The sequence below is a fragment of the Xanthomonas nasturtii genome, assembly GCF_023337365.3.
Taxonomy (GTDB): Bacteria; Pseudomonadota; Gammaproteobacteria; order Xanthomonadales; family Xanthomonadaceae; genus Xanthomonas; species Xanthomonas nasturtii.
Window position 1 is genome coordinate 139,540 of record NZ_CP142084.2, and the last position, 20,632, is coordinate 160,171.

General features: G+C 61.6%; 16 protein-coding genes and 3 pseudogenes. 9 read left to right on the forward strand and 10 right to left on the reverse strand.

Features of this window, described 5'->3' with window-relative positions; genetic code table 11:
- Positions 1-68: 68 nt before the first annotated feature.
- Complete coding sequence (locus M3O59_RS00575) at positions 69-1,136, forward strand: LacI family DNA-binding transcriptional regulator (RefSeq protein WP_064631152.1); 1,068 nt, start codon at positions 69-71, stop codon at positions 1,134-1,136.
- Between the two features lie 218 nt (positions 1,137-1,354).
- Here M3O59_RS00575 and xylA read toward each other — a convergent pair whose 3' ends face one another.
- Complete coding sequence (gene xylA, locus M3O59_RS00580) at positions 1,355-2,692, reverse strand: xylose isomerase (protein ID WP_116906793.1); 1,338 nt, start codon at positions 2,690-2,692, stop codon at positions 1,355-1,357.
- 624 nt (positions 2,693-3,316) lie between these two features.
- Here xylA and ttcA point away from each other — a divergent pair.
- The 3 genes from ttcA (at position 3,317) to M3O59_RS00595 (ending at position 6,506) form a co-directional block, all read left to right on the forward strand.
- Entirely contained in the window at positions 3,317-4,234 is a 918-nt protein-coding gene (gene ttcA, locus M3O59_RS00585) for a tRNA 2-thiocytidine(32) synthetase TtcA (RefSeq protein WP_116906799.1), read from the forward strand.
- Between the two features lie 63 nt (positions 4,235-4,297).
- Positions 4,298-5,203, forward strand: a complete 906-nt coding sequence (locus M3O59_RS00590) for a recombination-associated protein RdgC (RefSeq protein WP_116906792.1) — start codon at positions 4,298-4,300, stop codon at positions 5,201-5,203.
- Between the two features lie 517 nt (positions 5,204-5,720).
- The gene (locus M3O59_RS00595) at positions 5,721-6,506 is read left to right on the forward strand and encodes a YgjP family zinc-dependent metalloprotease (RefSeq protein ID WP_147308578.1); all 786 of its coding nucleotides are present in this window, start codon (positions 5,721-5,723) and stop codon (positions 6,504-6,506) included.
- A 422-nt stretch (positions 6,507-6,928) separates the two neighbouring features.
- Here M3O59_RS00595 and M3O59_RS00600 read toward each other — a convergent pair.
- The 3 genes and pseudogenes from M3O59_RS00600 to M3O59_RS00610 all read right to left on the reverse strand — a co-directional run.
- Positions 6,929-7,153: pseudogene (locus M3O59_RS00600) on the reverse strand (IS5-like element ISCARN85 family transposase); the annotation flags it as partial.
- Positions 7,150-8,211 carry an IS630 family transposase gene (locus M3O59_RS00605; protein ID WP_330462187.1) on the reverse strand — a complete coding sequence of 354 codons (1,062 nt, stop codon included), beginning with the start codon at positions 8,209-8,211 and terminating at the stop codon, positions 7,150-7,152. The pseudogene M3O59_RS00600 and the gene M3O59_RS00605, both read right to left, overlap by 4 nt.
- A gap of 45 nt (positions 8,212-8,256) precedes the next feature.
- A pseudogene (locus M3O59_RS00610) lies at positions 8,257-8,801 on the reverse strand (IS5 family transposase); the annotation flags it as partial.
- A gap of 46 nt (positions 8,802-8,847) precedes the next feature.
- On the opposite strand from M3O59_RS00610, the pseudogene M3O59_RS00615 reads away from it, so the two are divergent.
- Both M3O59_RS00615 and M3O59_RS00620 read left to right on the forward strand, forming a co-directional pair.
- Positions 8,848-9,057 (forward strand): annotated as a pseudogene (locus M3O59_RS00615) (integrase core domain-containing protein); the annotation flags it as partial.
- A 555-nt stretch (positions 9,058-9,612) separates the two neighbouring features.
- Positions 9,613-10,104, forward strand: coding sequence for a hypothetical protein (locus M3O59_RS00620; RefSeq protein WP_147308623.1), 492 nt, complete (start codon positions 9,613-9,615; stop codon positions 10,102-10,104).
- A gap of 239 nt (positions 10,105-10,343) precedes the next feature.
- On the opposite strand, the gene M3O59_RS00625 is transcribed toward M3O59_RS00620, so the two are convergent.
- Positions 10,344-11,142 (reverse strand): IS5 family transposase gene (locus M3O59_RS00625; RefSeq protein ID WP_373419007.1). Its coding sequence is split into 2 segments (ribosomal slippage): positions 10,344-10,872 and positions 10,871-11,142, totalling 801 coding nucleotides; the frame shifts between segments, so codons are not numbered across the junction.
- 58 nt (positions 11,143-11,200) lie between these two features.
- Between M3O59_RS00625 and M3O59_RS00630 the strand changes: the two genes are divergently transcribed.
- A complete protein-coding gene (locus tag M3O59_RS00630; RefSeq protein WP_116907027.1) occupies positions 11,201-11,989 on the forward strand; it encodes an XVIPCD domain-containing protein in 789 nt (262 codons plus the stop codon).
- Between the two features lie 195 nt (positions 11,990-12,184).
- Here the strand turns inward: M3O59_RS00630 and M3O59_RS00635 are convergent, their stop codons facing one another.
- Together M3O59_RS00635 and M3O59_RS00640 are read right to left on the reverse strand one after the other, a co-directional pair.
- Positions 12,185-13,042 (reverse strand): SDR family oxidoreductase, encoded by an 858-nt coding sequence (locus tag M3O59_RS00635; protein ID WP_116907026.1) that lies wholly within the window; start codon positions 13,040-13,042, stop codon positions 12,185-12,187.
- A 7-nt stretch (positions 13,043-13,049) separates the two neighbouring features.
- Positions 13,050-13,538, reverse strand: coding sequence for a MarR family winged helix-turn-helix transcriptional regulator (locus M3O59_RS00640; RefSeq protein WP_116907029.1), 489 nt, complete (start codon positions 13,536-13,538; stop codon positions 13,050-13,052).
- Positions 13,539-13,919: 381 nt separating this feature from the next.
- Between M3O59_RS00640 and M3O59_RS00645 the strand changes: the two genes are divergently transcribed.
- On the forward strand, positions 13,920-14,219 hold the full coding sequence (locus tag M3O59_RS00645) for a hypothetical protein (protein ID WP_116907025.1): 300 nt from the start codon (positions 13,920-13,922) through the stop codon (positions 14,217-14,219).
- A 687-nt stretch (positions 14,220-14,906) separates the two neighbouring features.
- On the opposite strand, the gene M3O59_RS00650 is transcribed toward M3O59_RS00645, so the two are convergent.
- Both M3O59_RS00650 and M3O59_RS00655 read right to left on the reverse strand, forming a co-directional pair.
- A complete protein-coding gene (locus tag M3O59_RS00650; RefSeq protein ID WP_330462256.1) occupies positions 14,907-16,121 on the reverse strand; it encodes an IS4 family transposase in 1,215 nt (404 codons plus the stop codon).
- A gap of 24 nt (positions 16,122-16,145) precedes the next feature.
- A complete protein-coding gene (locus M3O59_RS00655) occupies positions 16,146-19,604 on the reverse strand; it encodes a hemagglutinin repeat-containing protein (protein WP_249047117.1) in 3,459 nt (1,152 codons plus the stop codon).
- Between the two features lie 12 nt (positions 19,605-19,616).
- On the opposite strand from M3O59_RS00655, the gene M3O59_RS00660 reads away from it, so the two are divergent.
- On the forward strand, positions 19,617-20,264 hold the full coding sequence (locus M3O59_RS00660; RefSeq protein WP_064634110.1) for a DUF799 domain-containing protein: 648 nt from the start codon (positions 19,617-19,619) through the stop codon (positions 20,262-20,264).
- A 199-nt stretch (positions 20,265-20,463) separates the two neighbouring features.
- Here the strand turns inward: M3O59_RS00660 and M3O59_RS00665 are convergent, their stop codons facing one another.
- On the reverse strand, positions 20,464-20,631 hold the full coding sequence (locus M3O59_RS00665; protein ID WP_330462258.1) for a hypothetical protein: 168 nt from the start codon (positions 20,629-20,631) through the stop codon (positions 20,464-20,466).
- Position 20,632: the final 1 nt, after the last annotated feature.

Sequence of the window (20,632 nt, forward strand, 5' to 3'; positions counted from 1 at the left end):
GGCATTCGCGTTATCGCGACAACGCCGCTGCATCCCGCAACGTTCGCACGCACTTGAAGAGGCCACGCTTGGAGAAGGTCAGGAAATCGGTCCGCCGCACCAGTCGCGCGACCACCATCGACGAGGTGGCGGCGCTGGCGAAAGTGTCGCCGATGACGGTCTCGCGCGTGGTCAACAACACCGGCAGCGTGCGCGATGCCACCCGCGAACGGGTCATGCGCGCGGTCGACAAACTCGGTTACACGCCCAACCTTGCCGCCAGCGCATTGGCGGCCGCGCAGAGCACGCGGATTGCGTTGATCTACAGCGACCCCAGTGGCGCGTATTTGCGCGAGTTGCTGCTGGGCGTGTTGCGGGTTGCCTCGCGCACGTCGATCCAGCTGGTGATCGACTGCTGGGACGACCTGGATGCCGAAGCCGAACGCAAGGCGGCACGCAAGCTCGCCAAAGGCGTTGCCGGCGTGATCCTGCCGCCGCCGTTGTGCGAATCCAGGGCCGCGGTTTTGGAGCTGGTACGCGCCAAGGTGCCGGTGGTGGCAGTGGCTTCCAACCATTTCAGCCCGGACGTGGCCTGCGTGCGCATCGACGAATTCGCTGCCGCCAAGGAGATCACCGAACACCTGATCGAACAGGGGCATACGCGCATCGGCTATATCGCCGGGCATCCGAATCTGTCGGCCAGCACGCGACGCTTCGAAGGGTTTCAGGCGGCCTTGGCCGACGCCGGTCTGCGCCTGGATCGGCATCTGGTGCAGCCGGGCGATTACACCTACAAATCCGGCCTGGTTGCCGCCGAAAAATTGCTGGCGCGCAAACGCCGCCCCAGCGCCATCTTCGCCAGTAACGACGACATGGCCGCAGCGGCCATCTCGGTCGCGCACCGGCGCGGGCTGGATGTGCCGCGCGATCTGTCGGTGGTTGGGTTCGACGACACCTCTGCCGCCACTGCGGTGTGGCCCGAACTCACCACTGTGCAGCAGCCCATCGCCGCCATGGCCGACGCCGCGCTGGACATCCTGTTGAAGACGATTCGCGCCAAGGAGCGCACGGCGAAGATGGTCGATCATGTGGTCGCGCACCTGCTGGTCAAGCGGGATTCGGTGGCCGCACCGACACCCGTCGATACGGCCGAGTAAATTCGTCTACCTCGCCACTGCATCGCTACAGGGAAGACGCGGTCAATTGCCAAACCTCTGTCTGTGGTGCGCATGCATCGCTCTCGTCAGCGCACTCCCCTTCCGATGACCGCGCCACCTTGGCAGCCGTTGCAGTTGGTCGCGCCGTTGCAGTGCGCCGCCGCAATGCAGGCATGCATTGCACACGCGCCTCGTGACGAGAGCGCGTGTGGCAACGATCAACGCATCAGATACTGATTGATCAGGTTTTCGTAGGCTTCCTGGCGGCCGCTGAGTTGCTTGGGCGCATTGCCGGCGGCGTGCTTGGCCACATCCACCAGCGTGCTGGTGCCGTTGGCAAAGTCTGCACCGGCGCCGTTGTCGAAGCTGGCGTAACGCTCGGCGCGCCACTGCTCCAACGGCGAAGACGTCAGCAATGCGTTGGCCACCTCCAGCCCGCGTGCGAACGCGTCCATGCCACCGATATGCGCCAGGAACAGATCCTGCGGGTCGGACGATTCGCGCCGCACCTTGGCATCGAAATTCAACCCGCCCGGTGCCAGCCCGCCCTGGCGCAGCACCACCAGCATCGCGCCGACGGTGTCGTACAGGTCGGTCGGGAACTGGTCGGTGTCCCAGCCGTTCTGCGGATTGCCGCGGTTGGCATCGATGCTGCCCAGCAGGCCGGCATCGGAGGCGACCTGCAGGTCGTGCTCGAAGCTATGACCGGACAGCGTGGCGTGGTTGGCTTCGATATTGAGTTTGAAATCCTGGTCCAGGCCATGCTGACGCAGGAAACCGATCACTGTGGCGCTGTCGAAGTCGTACTGGTGCTTCATCGGCTCCATGGGCTTGGGCTCGATCAGGAAGTTGCCGGTGAAGCCGATCGCGCGGCCGTAGTCGCGTGCCAGGGTGAGGAAGCGCGCCATGTTGTCCTGCTCGCGCTTCATCTGGGTGTTGTGCAAACACGCATAGCCTTCGCGGCCACCCCAGAACACGTAGTTTTCGCCGCCCAATTCAACGGTGGCATCGATCGCGGCCTTGACCTGTACGGCAGCACGCGCTACCACGTTGAAGTCCGGGTTGGTGGACGCACCATTCATGTAGCGCGGGTGCGAGAACAGGTTGGCCGTGCCCCACAGCAGCTTGACGCCGGTGTCGGCCTGGCGCTGCTTGGCGATGCCCACCATGTGCTTGAGATTCTTTTCGTACTCGCCGATGTCATCGGCATCCGGTGCCAGATCGATATCGTGGAAGCAGTAATACGGCACGCCGAGCTTGGTGAAGAATTCGAACGCGGCATCGGCCTTGGCTTCGGCACGATCGAGCGCGCTGTTGCCGATATCCCACGGATACGCGCGCGTGCCCGGGCCGAACGGATCGGCACCGTTACCGCAGAAGCTGTGCCAATAAGCCACGGCAAAGCGCAGATGCTCGGCCATGGTCTTGTCGCCGATCTGCTTGTTGGCGTCGTAGACCTTGAACGCGAGCGGGTTGTCGGAGTCGCGGCCTTCGAAGCCGATCTTGCCGATGCCGGGGAAATATTCCTTGGCGCCGATGTAAACGGTGTTGCTCATGGGGTGAACTCCTGCAGCAGGGGAGGGAAGAAGCGATAAGCGTCACACCGGGACATCGGCATCAGCGCAGCCGCGTGTGGGCCATCGCCACGCGCCGGGTGCGCCAGCGCGTGTTGCCGATGCGTCCACGCGATTGCCATCTGCATCACGCCAAAAAATGTTAGCGCTACCACAACTGCGACTGAAAAAAGCCGCGCACCGTAGCGAAGCCGAACATGCCATGCCGATCCCAGGTGAAGCGACCTGCCGACTGTACCCAGCCCGCCGCCGAAAGGCTTGCTGCGCTGCGAGATGCGGACTGTGCTGCGGCACCGGCCGCGCAGGCGTTAGCCGGCGCGCAACCATCGCAAGCATGGCGTGCGGCCGACGCGCCGTGCAGGTATCGGCCGCGTACGCAGGCCATGATGTTGCCAGCGGGTGCGCCAGCCAGGGCAAGTGATTGCGCTGCACCGACCACCGGAGAACGCCCGCAAAAAACAGGTCTGCATCGGCCAGCGCCGTCGCAGCGGCGAGTGCGCCATTCCGCATCTAGGCAAACGCAGTCAGAAGGCCGCCGCCGGCCCGCTGCCCCATGCGCGGCCAACCCGGTCGCCCGCCAGCCCCGGCAGCTACAATGGCCGGCTTATGACCGCTGTCCTGCCGCTGCCACAACCCCTGGCCGACCCTGCGCCGCGCGACCCGCGCCAGCGGCTGCAGCGTGAGCAGCTGCGCCTGGGCAAACGCCTGCAGCGCCAGGTGGGCCAGGCGATTGCGGATTTCGGCATGATCGCCCGCGGCGACAAGATCATGGTCTGCCTGTCCGGCGGCAAGGACAGCTACACCCTGCTGGACATGCTGCTGCAATTGCAGCGCAAGGCGCCGGTGCCGTTCAGCCTGGTGGCGGTCAATCTGGACCAGAAGCAGCCGGACTTTCCCGCCCATGTACTGCCGGCCTACCTGCGCGGGCTGGGCGTGCCGTTCGACATCGTCGAGCAGGACACCTATTCGGTGGTCAGCCGGGTGATTCCGGCCGGCAAGACCATGTGTTCGCTGTGCTCGCGGCTGCGGCGTGGCGCGCTGTATGCCTATGCACAGAAGCATGGCGTGACCAAGATCGCGCTGGGCCATCACCGCGACGACATCGTGGCCACGTTTTTCATGAACCTGTTTCACCATGCGCGGCTGGCGGCGATGGCGCCCGCGCTGCGCAGCGACGACGGTGCGCATGTGGTGATCCGCCCGCTGGCCTACGTGCGCGAAGCCGACATTGCCGCCTATGCGCAGGCACGGCAGTTCCCGATCATTCCGTGCAACCTGTGCGGCAGCCAGGAAAACCTGCAGCGCCAGCAGGTCGGCCGCATGCTGCAGCAGTGGGATCGCGAACAGCCCGGGCGCGTGGAGCAGATTGCGCGCGCCCTGGGCGATGTGCGCCCCGAGCAGCTGGCCGACCGCACGCTGTTCGATTTCCTGGCGCTGGGCCGCAGCGGCGATGCGCCGGCCGTTCCTGATCCCGATTCCACCGCATGGCTGGCCGCCGGCGACGCCACACACGACAGCGACTGACGCGGCCGATCCGGCTGCCGGCAGTCTTCCACCCTCCACGTTTTTCTTCATTCGGTCCAACGCATGTTCTTTCGCAATCTCACCCTGTTCCGCTTTCCCACCACCCTGGATTTTTCGCAGATCGACACCTTGTTGCCGCCCGTGCAGCTCAAGCCGGTCGGCCCGCTGGAAATGAGCTCGCGCGGTTTCATTTCGCCGTTCGGCCGCGACGAGCAGGACGTGCTCTCGCACCGCCTGGAAGATTTCCTGTGGCTCACCGTCGGTGGCGAGGACAAGATCCTGCCCGGCGCGGTGGTCAACGATCTGCTCGAGCGCAAGGTCGCCGAGATCGAAGAAAAAGAGGGCCGCCGCCCCGGTGGCAAGGCCCGCAAGCGCCTCAAGGATGACCTGATTCATGAGCTGCTGCCGCGCGCCTTCGTCAAGAGTTCGTGCACCGACGCCATCCTGGATCTGCAGCACGGTTACATCGCGGTCAACAGCTCCAGCCGCAAGAGCGGCGAGAACGTGATGAGCGAGATCCGCGGCGCGCTCGGCAGCTTCCCGGCGCTGCCGCTCAATGCCGAAGTCGCCCCGCGCGCCATCCTCACCGGCTGGATCGCCGGCGAGCCCTTGCCCGAAGGCCTGAGCCTGGGCGAAGAGTGCGAGATGAAGGACCCCATCGAAGGCGGCGCGGTGGTCAAGTGCCAGCACCAGGAACTGCGCGGCGACGAGATCGACAAGCACCTGGAAGCCGGCAAGCAGGTCACCAAGCTGGCGCTGGTGCTGGACGACAACCTCTCCTTCGTGCTCGGGGACGACCTGGTGATCCGCAAGCTCAAGTTCCTCGACGGCGCCCTGGACCAGCTCGAACACAGCGAAGACGACGGCGCCCGCGCCGAACTCGACGCACGCTTTACGCTGATGAGCGCCGAAATCCGCCGGCTGTTCCTGTTGCTGGAAACCGCGCTGAAGCTCAGCAAGGCGGAGTAACCAGGTTTCGACCTGTGGCGGCATTGTCATCCGGGATTGAATACGCGAGTTAAAAGCGGTGAGTCGAGGGCGAGATGCCTTCATCAGTTACGGGACACACCGTGAACCGTCCATGGCGGCTCGATGGCAGCATCCACGCCGCCAACGGTCCCGCAATCGGCAAGGGCCTCGCAGCAAACGCAAAGACGTCGAGTGCGCGGCCCTTACCGCTCGCGGGACACGCCGTAAAACCCGTCCATGACGGCTCGTTGACTGCATCCGTGCCGCCAACGCTCCCGCAATCGGCGAGGACACCGCACCGGGACGTTCGTCGGCTGCCTTCGTGAAGGATGTACTCGCGGGGTGTCGTGCGGTGGAAGGCAGTGCCACGCAGCCAGGCCGCAGATCCACCCAATTCGGCTGCGCCCATCTGCCAGTGGGCGTGGCCGTTTGGTGAGTCGCTCTAAGTCGCGCCAACATCGAATGCATCACATGCGCCGTCTCACCACCTGACACATCGCAGCGCTATCCTTTGCGCATGTTCAAGCCCGTCCGCCGCCTGATTGCGCCGCCCTCGCAGGTTGTCGAACGCGACTGCGTGCGCGTGCAACTGGAAGGCCGCGACATCGACGTCCTGCGCGTGCGCGACCCGCGTGCGCGACGCATCAAACTCAGCGTCGACGAACGCGGCGCGCGGTTGACCTTGCCGCTGCGCGCAAGCCTGATTTCTGGCGAACGCTTTCTGCATGCGCACCTGGAGTGGCTGAGCACGCAGTTGTCCCGCTATCAACAGGTCGATGCCTTTCCTGCGCTCGTACGCGGCGTGCCGGGGCTGCTGCCGTTGCGCGGTGCACTGCTGCCGTTGAACTGGCACGAAGGGCGCTACGCACGCATCGATATCACCGACGACGGCGCGCAGTTTTATGTGCCCACCCGCCTGGGCGATGTCGGTTTACGCCGTACCCTGAAGGAATTCTATGAAGCGCAGGCCCGCGCCGATGTCGGCCGCTGGTTGCCCACCTACCTGCCCGGCCTGCCGCGCGCACCGGCACGGCTGCGTTTGAAGGTGATGTCCTCGCAGTGGGGCTCGCTCGCCCCGGATGGCTCGATGGCGCTTGACCTGGCACTGGTACTCGGCCGCTCCTCCGCCTTCGAATACGTGCTGGTGCACGAGCTCTGCCACCTGCTGCAGGCCAACCACTCGGCCGCTTTTTGGGCCGAAGTGGAACAGCGCTTCCCCACCTGGCGCGACGAGCGCAGCTACTTCCACGAACACGGCCGCCAGCTCAAGGCGCAGCTGCGGCGGTTGCTGCACGCCGAGTGACGCACCCGTAGCGTGAGCCGTTTCGGTGAGGCGTCTATTCAGCAGTGGCACGCGCTTGAGTGCGGCAGTGGTAATTGACGCGGTAATTCCGCGGCGGCCAGACGCGCGGCGACGGAACGGCTAGCGCCACTCGTACGACGCAGCCCTGGCAAGTTGTCGGCAGGCCAACGGTGACAACCCGGTAAAACCGTTTGCTAAGGCGCTTTCAGCGGCCGCAACGCCCGCATCCGGCGTGCAAGCCGACATCCAGTGGTCTGCGTCACACGCAGCCGCCCATACCTGTTCCAACAGGGCGCGATCATCCGCGTCCAGGTGTGGAGCCGCGCGTACCGCTGCGATAAATGCCCACGGCGCATGCCACGAATCGAACGATTCAAGTGCGATGACGACACGGGCTGCATCTGCCATTGGTCTAGGGCCTGTTAACACATCCGAAGTCCATCAACGACAAGGATGAAGCTTAAGAATCCGAGGAACATGACATCCAGCTTTTCGAAGCGCGAGAAAATCCGGCGGTAGCCCTTCAAGCGACGAAACAGCCTCTCCACTTCGTTGCGCCGCTTGTACATTTCTCGGTCGTACTCCCAGGGCTCGACCCGATTGGCTTTTGGCGGAACCACCGGGACGTAGCCAAGATCAAGCGCTAGTGCACTGAATCCGAGGAATCGGATGTGATGCGTCGAGTTGGATCAGCGAAGGTCCATTTCAGCGGTTTTGGGTTTTTGTTGTACTGGCGGATGTAGCGCATGAGCTTCTTATCGAGGTCTTTGACTGAGGAGAAAACCCCGCGTGTGATGACATCACGCTGGATGCGGGCGAACCAGTTCTCGACCTGGTTCAGCCATGACGAGTAGGTGGGGGTGTAGTGCATATGAACGCGGGGGTACTCGGCCAGGAACGCATGCACGAGCGGCGTCTTGTGGCTGCTGACGTTATCGCAGATGACATGGATGTCCCGGCCGTTGGACTGACTGGCGACAACCTCTTCGAGGAAGGTCACGAACTGCTCGCTGGTGTGACGAGCTGCCGTTTTGCCCAGCACTTCGCCAGTGCCCGTATTGAGCGCGGCGAACAGGCTCAGTGTGCCATTACGCTTGTATTCGAATCCGTGGCTTTGCGCGCGTCCGGGTGCCAATGCAAGCATCCGGTCCTTGCGGTCCAGCGCCTGGATCGCGGTCTTTTCGTCCACGCAGAAGACCACCGCGTGCGCAGGCGGGTCCAGGTACAGGCCGATCACGTCTGCGGCCTTGGTCTCAAACTCCGGGTCGTTGGAGACCATGTGGGTGTCCAACCGATGCGGACGCACGCCGTGTTTGCGCCAAATGCGCTGGACGGCCGAGAACGACACATTGCCCAGCTCGGCAGCCAGCTTGCGACTGCTCCAGTGCGTCGAACCGTCTTTGGGCTTGTGCTTGAGCGTGCGGTTGAGCACACGCGCTTCCAGCTTGGCCGTCGGTATCTTCGGCGCACGCCCAGGATGCACCGACACCAGCCCGGCCAGTCCTTGCGCCTCAAACGCCGCCGTCCACTTCGAGACGAATGCGTCGTTGCAGGCAAGCTTAGTGCGTATGTGGACTCGACGTTCTCCATCGCTCCAAAGCACAACACACCGCGCGCGGCGCACCAAAGCGGCGTTGCCGTGACGCTTGCGCATCACCGCCTCCAATTCAGCACGCTGTTGGATCGTCAGCTTCGTTCTTTGCATGACACACTAACTGGGGATCATGCATCCGATTTCAATGATTCAGTGGACTAGTTGGCGCGTCTCATTGCCTTCGTAAGCACGATCCATCAACAAATGAATCGGTCGCTCCACAGGCCCAAGGTGTTCAAGCAACGTGCGGCCCGCAGGTGCGTCATGGGCGTTGCCAGGCGTCAATCCGAACGTGATCGCTGTTCGAGCATCTGCGGCAACCATATGAATCTTGGTATTCCATCCGCCGCGCGATTTACCGATGGATTGTGGGCCGTTTTTTTTAACGCACCAGTCCCATCCGGATGCACCTTGATGCTGGTAGAGTCCAGCGAGACCGCCTCGATTTTGATGCGCACGATGTGGGACTTCTGCAGTTCAGCGAACATCCGGTCCAGCACACCTGCCTTGGCCCAACGGTTCATGCGTGTGTACACCGTGTGCCAATTGCCAAAGCGCTTGGGCAGGCCGCGCCATTTGCAGCCATGCTCGGCAACATAAAGGATGGCATTGACTACTTGCAGGTTGGTCATGCCGACATTGCCGCGCTGCCTCGGCAGACACTGTTCGATGAGAGAAAATTGTGCGGGTGTGATTTCCATGCGCAATAGTTTAACCGCTCAGATCATTAGTGTTAACAGGCTCTACAACGCCTATGTCGAATCGTTCAACGGCCGGTTGCGCGATGAATGCCTCAACGAGCACTGGTTCCCGACACTGCTGCACGCACGCACCGAGATCGAGCGCTGGCGACGCGAATACAACCAGGAGCGACCCAAGAAAGCAATTGGCGGCATGACCCCGTCCGCGTATGCCCAACAGCTGGCCAACACCGATATCATCAACCCCGGACTCTAGACCCGGCCGCTACTCAGGATGGGGGGACGTCGTCATGGCGACATCATCGCCATGAGCAAACCGGAGTGCCTGTAGGCGCAGACGCTGCCCACGCTCGGGCAAGCCATCTTCGATGCTGCCAATGCCGTGCGCGAGATGCTTGAGCAGCGGGTGGAGCAAGCGTGTGACGCTTCTAAGCGAAATCCCTGAGGCCGCACTCAATCATGTCCTATGGTGACTTTGAATAGCGATGACGCGACACGGCTTGCATTCTGGAGGGGGGCGCCACTGGTGAACTGAATGTGCAACTTCACACAATGTGATGAGACGGAGCGATTGACATGTTCTTGCTGGCGTCACTGCTCCATAGCGCACGCGTTGAAATAGCCTATGCTGTGATCGAAACAATCTCTTCAGGCACAAGGCATGTCACGCTCGCATAAAGTTGTACGCGTATTGCTGCTATTAGTAGCAATGTATACAGCGGTAGGCTGTCATCGGCAGCCACAACAGACCAATGCGCCACAGCCGGACCGGAATAGTGATAGCCGAACGGCTGTACCGTTGGCTCGCTCGTTGGAAGCCCTCCACGATGGCGAAATCCGACTTGATTTTAACGTGCCGGCAACAGTTGGTGGGTCACCTCGCTCCGTCTTCATTGGGGTTCGTCTCGAGGGGCGCGATCCAACCTCCGTGGCTGAGGCTGCCGATGCGCTTAGAAAAGCAAAGATTCCTGCAAAGGTTCAGCTCTATCAAATCGAGCAAGGCCGTACCGTAGAGGTTGAACTTAAGCGCAGCCGGTGGGTGAGTCGTAATGAGGTGGAGTGGCTCACTATCCCTGCGGACGGTACCGTCCCCGGCCTGGAAGCCGCCGATGCAGACCGAGAGTCCTTGTTGGAAGCAGGCTTGGTCGCTCAGGGGGTTGCTTACACTGAACTATCTTTTGCAAGCGCAGATGCGTTGCCATCAGGCCACTATGTCCTTGGCCTTGCGCTGGGCAATGAGCGTCAGTTGTTGATTGACGCCAAGGCGAAGCTCTTGGTTGCGTATCGCGCAAAGAAGAAGTGAGAGGAGCAAAGGAATGAATTCACCAGAAACGCACTACACGGTCACTGTCTATGTAGCCGCGCCCGGCACGCCATTAGCAGGCGGCGGCACATCCGCAGCGGGACACGTCTACTACTCCATCTCAGATGGGCAAAATAACAATAGCTACGGGTTCGCTCCGATAGCGAATGGCCAGTCAAGTGGGCCTGGAGGCGTATCAACAACCGATGCTGCAGACTACAAAGACCCTTAGAACCTGTTCACAATCTTCTGAGTAACAGTGCCAAGAAGGCCAAATGGATGAACTGCAGGCTGGTGTTGAGTTTGCGCTCGCAGTTCTTCCATAGCCTTCGGTTCTTCTCCAGCCAAGCAAAACTACGCTCGACAATCCATCGCTTGGGCATGACCTTGAAGGTGTGCAGTTCGCTGCGCTTGGCAATCTGCACCGTGAGCTGCTCGCCTAAAATCTCTCGCGCGCCGCTGGCAAACGGTACTCCGGTGTAACCGCCGTCGCACAGTAAGCTTTGTACAAGCGTCAGGTTTGACTGACAGCGCTCCAACGCCTGCAGCGCACCTTTGCGGTCGGTCACCTCCGCCGTCGTCACCGCGATTGCGTGGGGCAACCCCTGACTATCAACAGCGATATGCCGTTTGATGCCCGACACCTTCTTGCCTGCGTCATACCCCTTTTGCCCAGCTGTGTCCGTGTTCTTGACGCTCTGCGCGTCCACGATCAAGAACCTGGTGCAAGCGTTGCGCCCCTGTCTCACGCGGGCCACGCCAACCTGATTTTTTGAGCGCCCGCTCCAGCAGGCTCACCCCCTCATCGTCGCACTCGCTCCACTTGGCAAAGTACGAGTGCACGGTCCGCCACTTCGGAAAGTCGCTGGGTAGCGCTCGCCATTGGCAACCGGTTCGCAGCACGTACAACACTGCGCACCACACCTCATATAAATCCACACGGCGTGGCTTGGTGCGCTTGCGCGCTTGTTCCAGGATCGGCAGCACGTGTGCGAACTGCTCCCGGCTCATGTCACTCGGATAGGTCTTTTGGCGCATCCGCATAGTCTGCACTGATCTGCGAAGATCGTGAACAGGTTCTTACTATTCTAGGACGCTGGAGATCAGCAAGGGGCAGTATGAGAAATTGCAGGCCTTCGGCAGAGATGCTGCCGGCCACGGTTTTGACATGCAGTATGAGTGGAAACAAAATAGTTGCATTGATTTTACCTGGAGTGCATTAAACGAGGCCGGCTTGCATCGGCGGAACGTATTTATCATGACGGACAAGGATTTCGAAGGGCAGTTGAAGCCACTTTCTAACGTCGAAGACATCAAGAGCATCAAGGCTCCGTTCCCCGATAGTAAGTTGAATAGTGAGTTGCAGCATCCAATGCCGAAGCAGACTTTCGAGCAGCGCTTTATTTCGGAGCAGCGCGATCCGGAGGGCCATAGTCTGCCGGGTTTAGCGGAGTCAATTGAACGACATCAGATGCCAGCAAGCGACTTAAGTAAGGTGGACCCTCTCTTGTCTCAAGCGGAAACTGCGGTCCGCGATCTCGAGAAAGGGCTTGGTCGCGACTACGACGAGAATAGCGCTCGCCTCGCTGCGAGTAGTGCCTATCTCGCAAAGGAGAATGGGCTATCAAGAATAGATCACATTGCATTGAGTGAGCAGACCGCCTCTGTCCGCCAAGGCGAGAACGTTTTTGTAGTGGAGGGGGCACTGAATGATCCCGCACATAAGATGGCGTATATGAAGACCATGGATGCCATTTCGCAGCCAGTGGAGCAATCATTGGCCCAGCTGCAGACATTGAGCGAGGCGCAGCGGCAGCAACAACCACAGCAGCAGCAAGAGCAGCAACGTGATCAAGCATTAGTGCAGCCGCATCGAACGGTGTGAAATTGATCAGATAGCTCAATCAAGGTGAGCGTGATTTGCGATGCGTTTGTCGCACGACACACCGGTTGCTAGCGCCTTCTAAAACATCCGAAATCCATCAACGACAGGGATGAAGCTCAAGAATCCGAGGAACATGACATCCAGCTTTTCGAAGCGCGATAGTCACCTGGCTCGTTCCCAGCGGTCTCCTAACAACTAACCCACAAACGACTGCCTGTGGTCGCGAATAAAGTCATCGAATGTATGTGGTGGCATTCCGGTGAGCCGCTCGATCTCGAAGGTGGGGTCGATATCGTGATGGCCTGCCACCACGTCTGCGAACTGCACCGTAAGGCCCTTGGCCATCCAGGGCGAGTTGCCCGTTGCGCGCCTCAGCACGCGGAACACCGGTGTGGGCAGGTTGAGATAACGCACCTTGCGGCCAATGCCCTGCGACAGGCGCGCGGTTGCCGCCTGCATGTCGAGTGTCTCCGGCCCGGTGAGGAAATAGGTTGCGCCTGCGTGGCCTTCTTCGGTCAGTACCGTCGCGGCCACGCGCGCGATGTCGCGTGTGTCGATCCAGGGCACGCTGCCGCGGCCGGCCGCCATCGGGAACACGCCCTTGGCAATCGGATCCTTGACCCACAGAAAGTTCTGCATGTACGCGGTGGGCTTGAGGATGGTCCACGCGATGCCGGACGCACGCAGGTGGTGGTCGATGAGCGCATGGGATTTCGCCCACGGTACCGGTGAGCGCACGTTGCAATCCGATGCTGAGACTTTCACGATCCGGCCAATGCCAGCGCGCTTGGCCGCATCAATCGCGGCCGTCTCCTGCGCCACCTGCCCGGGTGTGGGCGGGGTGATAAGAAAAAGCGTGCTGCACCCCTGCATCGCGCGTTGCAGCGTGCCGGGTGTGTCGAAGTCGCCCAGCACGGCGTCGAAGCCCTTGCGTTGCAGGTCATCCACCTGCTGCTGCTTGCGGCACATTGCGCGGAACGGCGTACCTGCTTCTTTTAAAAGCCTGCACAGCTCGCCGCCGATACCACCCGTGGCACCTGACACCAACATCATGACTGCGTTACTCCTGCGGTTTGGCGGTGGAACTGGAAGCGCTGGACGCATCGCCCAGCCACTCGGAGATGACAGTGCTCATCTCCTCGAGCGTGCGGATGGCATCGCGGATACGCTCGAGACCGATCCTGTCGGCAATCGCCTGGTCGACCGGCGCAGCCGCGTTCTCGGCGCCATTCACCGCTTTACTGCCTGCCCGAGTAAGCGCTACGAGCTTGGCGCGAGGGTGATGTGGATTCGGTTGGAACTCGACCAGCCCCTGCTCGGCAAGCACATCGACAATGCGCTGCACCGCCTGCCGGGAGAGGCCCATGGTGCGTGCGATCGAGGCGGCGGGAAGCGGGGCGGGTGCGTACCGCAGCGCGGCCAGCACCTGCCACCACGCACTGGTGAGCCCGAGATGGGCAACCAGCTCGTTGCCCGCGCTCACCAAGCGGCCATTGGCCGCAAACACCGTTAGCGCCAACGCGCGTACGTGTGCGTTATCTGTCTGCATGCAATCGCCGTCATTCAATTCGACAGCATGTCGTCAATCTGGCGGTGAGTGATATGTGATGCGGGTTTTGCAGCAAGCCCGTAGGGCATCGCGGGATCGCGATAAGTGAACGCGGCGCCAGGTGGGCGTGGATCGTATGCATCGCGCATTTCGACACGAGCGACCTATTTACCTTTCAGCAGCACGGAGACAGCTTCGCCTATTGAATAGATCGTGTGTTCATTGGCAGTCATTTCGGCGGCGCGAGCCTGCTCATGGTTGCCGCTGATGGATCACAACTTGCCCAAGCCGAAGCAGTCTCGCGGCGCGGCTTAATTCAAGCGCCGGCGATAAGATCATGGTCGAAAAGGTGTTGAAGTTTTCTCATCAAACACTGGAGCATTGATCTCCGCCACCATGGTCGACGCTATCCGGGTGCACTTCTCCATGGCGACTCATTGGAAAGAGCTCGCTCTTCAAGCGCCATCCGTAATGGAAATAATATTTGCAGATTCACATGAAGCAATCGACGAAGCAGGGTATCTCAGCGCCAAGTTTGAGCATCTCGTTAGGGAGTTTGAGCGAGCTCTCGCAGCCCACCAGATCGAACTTCCTTATGCTCCATCACTTGCCGGCTACCAATTCATTCAAGCTGACGCTGCTCTGCCCACCTTCGCCCGGTGGCTAGCCGGCAAGGCCTGATCCTCACACCCCACGCGGTGGGCATGGTACCCTGCGCACCGCCATTCTGGCGAAGACGGAAATCAGGTGACCCACCGACACCACCGTAAACGGTGCCGGGCTGTCTGGAGTAGGCCACGCTCATCGCAAGGCGCCCAGACACAAGCACGTCATTTCAACCGCTACCAGGGAGGTATTGATCATGAAGCCACGCACTATTGGCACCACCTTTGCACTAGCTGCGGCTTTATGCATTGGCTTGGGCGCCCCAGCTCGCGCCCAGGCGGCAGATCCTTGCTCGGTTTTTCTTTGCATGGCTGCCGTGTCCGGATTCGGTAAACCGAGTGCTGAATGTGCAGCACCTATAGCAGCCTTCCATGCCATACAGATATGGGACCCGCACTTCGACTCGCCGGCTACGGCGGCTGCACGCCGGACATATCTGATGACATGTCCAGGCGTGGTCCCGGTGAATCAAGCCACCTTGGAAGCCATCATTGGGCAGTGGGGCTACACACCTTGACGGGGATCGTTCACTGATCCACAAAAGCACTTGGTTCTGAGACTTTGGGGAATATCGCTACGCCCCTGTTTGCCATGTGCCTTGTGAGCTGTCTTTCTGTATTAACGGGCCCTACACATCGGCCAGTAGTGAAACAGCCTTAAGAATGAGGTCAGATCAACCTGGTCCTGAGGTATCCCCACGTTTTACAGCACCAACGTCATCTGCTCACGCACTGCGTCGGGCAATGTGCGTAAGCGTTCTAGCCAGCGTGAGACCGGTTCCATCGGCCAGCGCCTGACTAACGCCTCGCGGCCGACACGCAGTGTCGAATGGAGCTTGCGGGTGCTGTTGCGCGGCGACAGCCACTGCGCGATGCCGGTGGCTTCGCATCCCAGTCCTGCCAGCCAACTGGCGAAGGTGGCCAGCGTATGGAGTAACAACAGGATCTGCAGGCGCTCACCGGGCCGGGTCAAACTGTCTTCCATTGCCTGGCCGTAGCGGTGCGATTTCAGATCACGAAATGCCAGCTCGATCTGCATCCGCCGTGCGTACAGGTTGACCAGCTGCGTTGCGCTGGGTGCGTGCAACTGCGGTGATGCAACGATCAACCACGGCTCGCGCTCACGCGCTGCTGCTTTCAGGCTCGATGATGCACGCGAGACGTTGGCAGGTGAGCGCCGGTTGCGGTGCTGACGCCCTTTTCGTGCTTTGGCATAGAGCACCAGGCGGCAATTGAGTGGATCGCTGCGATTGATCTGCATCGGTGGTAATTCGTTTGCACGGTTGGAAGCCAATGCATGCAGGTTCCGGCTATCGATCCATTGCGTTACATCATCGGGCACGGCTTGCGGCTTGACCTGCGTGTGTCCGCGCAGTCGCCCGACCCAATCCCAGCCCATCGCCGACACCGCACGAAACCATGGCGTGCGGAAGCCGGCATCAGTGACCAGGATCGGACGCACATCGTCTGGAATCAATGCGCGCAGTTGCTGCAAGAAACGCTTCTCCGCGCCAGGAGAGCCTTGTTGCTTTCCCGGAACCACCATGTCCAGCAAGGTGAGCGTGCGCCCACCGATCGGGACGGCCGCACGCAGCAGGCACCACGATTTGTCCGGCTTCAGATCGCTCCAATCGATGATGATCACCGGCTGCGTGCCGCGCAACAGCCAATGCGCCATGTCCCGCTCGATGGCGGATCGCTCGGCGTACAACGCGCGATTGCACAGCAGGCGGTCGCATGCCTTGAGGGGCGCACGTACCCGCGTCGCGCCTGGCCACGCGCGTGCGATGTCGATCAACGTCAGCCGGCCTCCATGCACTAGCGCTTCAACCGCGCGCAGCAAGCTGCGTTGGCGTAATGCATGCATCCCGGAGAGTGAGTTAGACAAGCATTTCTGCAATACTTCGCTGGCGCGCATGGTCGGTACTCTTCTTTGGCTTAGTCACCTTGAAGCGTGCCCCATGCGCGCACTTTCTTCCACATCCTGGCACACCAAGTGCTTGATCTTGCAGGAAGAAATGTGGGGATACCTCAGAACCTGGTCCCGTTCCTGCCACAGGCCGGTGTTGCCACCCACGCGGAGGTTGAAGCCGCCGTCGCCGGCCTGGATGCCGCTTTGCTCGGTGACGCTGGCAAAGTCGCCGTTGACCTTATTACTGCTGTAGCTGGCGCTGGCACTGAAGCCGACCCCGAAGGTCACGCTGCCACCCACCGCCTTGTCCTTGCTGGCATAGGTGCTGGTGTCTTGCAGGCTCTCGATGTTGAGGTCGCCGCCGATGTCGGCCAGCACCGTGTTGGCCGAGAGCACCGCACCCTTCAGGTTGGTGTCGTTGCCGCTGATGATGGTGGCGGTATTGCCTGCCGACAGGTGGCTGTTGCGCTGGGTGACATCCATGCCATCGGCCTTGCCACGCGAGCCGCTGGCGCTTGCAGTAATGCCGGCAGCGAGGCCGTCTGCACCGTAGATGATGGCGACACCGACCGCCGCACTCTTGCTCTTGCTGGTGCTGTGTTGCTCGAAGGTGTCCTGCGCCGCTTCCAGGGTGATGTTGTTGTCGGCCGCCAGCAGCAGGTTATTGCCGGCCTTGATGTCGCTGCCGCGTACCAGGATGTTGCTGTCTTGGCCACCACCGGTGGCGATCAGGTTGACGTTGTTGCCGGCCTGCAAGGTGGAGCCCTTGGAGGTGGAGCTGCGTTGCTCGCTCTCGCTCTGGCTGCCGCCCACGGTGACTGCGACGCTGACATTGGCCGCTTGCGCTGCGCCCTTGGCGGTGTCGGCGTTCATGAGACTGCTGGCGACCTGGCCTGCACCGTAGGCGCTGTAAGCGGCTGACGCACCGGCCAGGGCCTGCATGCGCGTGTCGCCTTCGGCCTTCTTGCCGGCCTCGCCACTGTTGACCGCTGCCTGGGCCAGGTTGAGCGCGGCCGCGCTCAAGGTGACCGACAAACCGCCTTGCTTGAACTCGGTACGCCGCTCGCTGCTCGAGGTGTCATGCACCTCGGTGATTGCGATGTCCTTGGCCTTGGCGGTGATATCGCCCTGCAAGGCCATCACGTCGCTCCCGGTGATGGCCAGTTTATTGCCGGCGACCAGGGTGACGTTGCCCTCTAGGCTGCCGACCGTGGTGCCGGTGGGACTGAGATCGGCGATATCGGCCTCGGTCTTGACGGTCTGCTTGCCGATGGTGAAGCCGATGCCGCCACTACCGAACAGGCCGGTCTTGACCGTTTTCTTGTCGTGCGACTCGTTATGCGTGCTCTGCGCCGTCTCAAGTGTCAGGTTATTACCTGCGGGCAGCACCACGTCGCCGGTGCCGACGATCTGGGTACCTTGCGAGAGCAGATCGCTGCCGGCTGCAATCGAAATCTGCTCGCCACTGAGCGAACTGGTGATGGCCAGGCTGTCGTGGCTTTCGTCGTGGGTGGTGACGGTCTTGCCGGACAGCGCGCTCTTCTTGCGCGTCTCCTTATCGACCACTGCATCATGCTGCTCCTGCGTGCTCAGCAACTTTATGTCGTTGCCTGCAGCAAGTGCGATGCCACAGGTCTGGCTGGCGACTGCGGTGGAGGCCAGGATGAGGTCGCGGCCTGCCTGCATCACGATGTTGTCGCCTGCGCCGAGCTGGGTGCCGCGCAGGGTCTCGTCGTAGCTCGAGCTGGCCAGCGAATTGCTCTTGGTGACGGTGCTGCGGTCGGTGGCGCTGCTGTCTACCGCCGCTGTGCTGTTGATGTCGCGCCCGGCCTGCAAGGCTATGGCCTTGCCCGCGCCCACTTGCGCGGCCGTTAGATTCAGATCGTTGCCCGCTGCCAGCACCACGTCGCCTGCGCCCTGGATGGTCGTGCCGGCCTGGGTAGTCTCGCTGCTGCGCTGGAAGTTGCGGTCGTTGGCGGTGGTATCGGTGCTGCGCGAGAGCGTCTGCGTGCCGACGTTGAGGTTATTGCCTGCCACCAGCTGGGTGACGCCATCAGTGCCGGCGTTGCGAATCTGCGCCGCCTGCAGGTTGACGTCGCGGCCAGCCACCACCGACAACACGCCGTTGCCGTTGGTGCCGGTGACATACAGGCCAGCCACGCGCTCGAGCTGGGTGGTGCTGTACTGGTGGAAGCCGCCGCCTTCGAGCGTCTCCACGGTGGAAGCCACCGTGACATCGCCGACCGCCTGCACGCTCAGCGCATCCACGGCGGTGACGGTGGCACCTGCAATGCGGATGTCGCTGGCAGAGCGCAGCCCCACTTGGTCGCCGCTGATGCTGCCGCCCAGGTGCTCGATGCGGCCGGCATCGATGGATACCAGCTGACGGCCGGCAATGGTGCCGGTGTTCTTCAAGCCACCGGCCAGGGTGACGTCGACGTTGGCACCGGCCAGCAAGGCACCGCCGGTTTCCAGATCGCCGGGGCGCAATCGCAGGTACACCTGCGGCACGAGCGCGGTGGTGGTGCTGCCATCGGGCAGGGTGACGGTCTGCTCCACCAGCCAGACGATGTCGCTGGTGAGCTGGGCCATCTGCGCGTCGGTCAGCGCTACGCCGGGGCGCAGATTCCATGCTTTGCCGATGGTGGCACCGACATCCAGCAACGCCTGGTATTGGGCTTCGTCGCTCTTGTAGCCTTCCAGAAAACGCCGGCCGGTGAGTTGGCCGATCTGCTCGCGCACCAGCTTCTGCTCGTAATAGCCATCGCCCAGGCGTTCTTGCAGGCTATCTGCGGAGTAGCCCATCTGGTTGAGCAGATAGTCCGAGCCCAACCAGCTGCGGTAGTCGGTGAACTGCGGGTCGGTTTCGACCAGATAGTTGCCTGCAGACGGTCTCACCGTAAACAGGCTGCCGGTGGGCGCACGCGTATCGGGCGTGCCCATGACAATTCGATCTGGCGAGCCGCCGACCGCAGTGACCACGCGCGCGCCGCTGACCGGCCCGCTGCCGCCCACGTTGCCAACGGCACCGGCACTGCCACCGCTGGCCGCTTGCGTGACCGCCGCAAGTGCGCGATCGGCAGCATTGGCCGACACGCTGCCCGGACCACGCACAGTGCCGTTACCGGAGCCGCCAGGCGCTGTCTGCGGCCCCTGCAGGTTGAAGTTGGCGACCGCTGCGCCGTTCTGGACGTTGGGCGCGCGGCGCCCCTGATTGAGGTTGCTCAGGTCGCCGACATCGATGCTCAGCGTGCCGCCACTGGTGATCGCGCCACCCACCTGGCCGATCTGCTCGGAGATGGACGGGTTGCTCCAACTGCGCGTGGTGCCGTTATAGGCCGTGGTGACGTTGCTGAAGCTGTGGGTGCGGAACAACGTGTAGGCGAGGTTGGTGACATCGGCATTGCGGGTGAGCCCGCTGATGCCCAGGTCTCCGCCGGCGGCGATGCGGGCGTATTCGTTACGCAAGGCGTCGGTGCCAATGCGCATTGCGCCACCTGCATGGATCACTGCTTCAGGGCCCGCGCCCGGCTGCAATACGTCTTCGACCACAGTGCGCGTGGCCATGCGCGCGATTACACTGCGTACAAGGCAAGCAAACCACGCTCGATTCTCGTGCTGCCTCCGGTGAGCAATGCGCCTGACGTAGATGCGAGCTTGAGTGTGCTGTCGGTGACCACGTTACCGCTCGCTGAGGCCGGCTACTATGTGATGCCGGTGGCACCGGTATACGAGACGTTCAAGCAGAACGGCATTACCGTGGCCGATGACGCGCAGAATGTCGCTCCCGAGAAATTGCGTGAAATCTTCGGCGCAGATGCGGCGCTGTATATCACCGTCGACAAGTACGGCTCGGTGTATCAGGTGATCAATAGCGTGGTGATCGTGTCTGCCAAAGCGAAGTTGGTTGACCTGCGTAGCGGAACGACTCTGTGGCAGGGTCAGGCACAGGCATCGAGTGGCGAAAATCAGAACAGTGGTGGTGGCTTGATTGGAATGCTGGTCACGGCAGCGGTGAACCAAGTGATCAATCAGGTGACTGATCGGAGCCATGAGATTGGCAATGTAGCAAGCCAGCGTCTGCTTTCGACAGGGCATCCTTGTGGGCTGTTGTACGGCCCGTATAATCCGAAGTACGGCACGGATTGACCCGTGTGAGCGCGCTGCCGCGACCGCGCGGCAGCGCGTCGCTCTGCGAGCGCTTAGTGATCGTGGCGCAAACGCATTGAAGCGGCCACTGCAGTGGTCGCTCTACAGCAACGTAGTTCTACTCATACTGTCGCTTATATGTAGCTTCAGGCGACCCACTTGGCCTTTGCGGCTACGGCCACTGCGCCATCGTATCCAGTCACTTGTCTTCCGGCACCAGGTTGCGACGCAAGCTGGTGGATTCGCGTGCGTCAGTGTCCGGGGTCCACAGCCGCGCTTGTTTGATTTTCGTCAATTCGACCGACACATGAAATTCGCAGTGGGGATGCTTGACTGCATGGGTCAAGAACGTTGCGGAGTTGCGCATG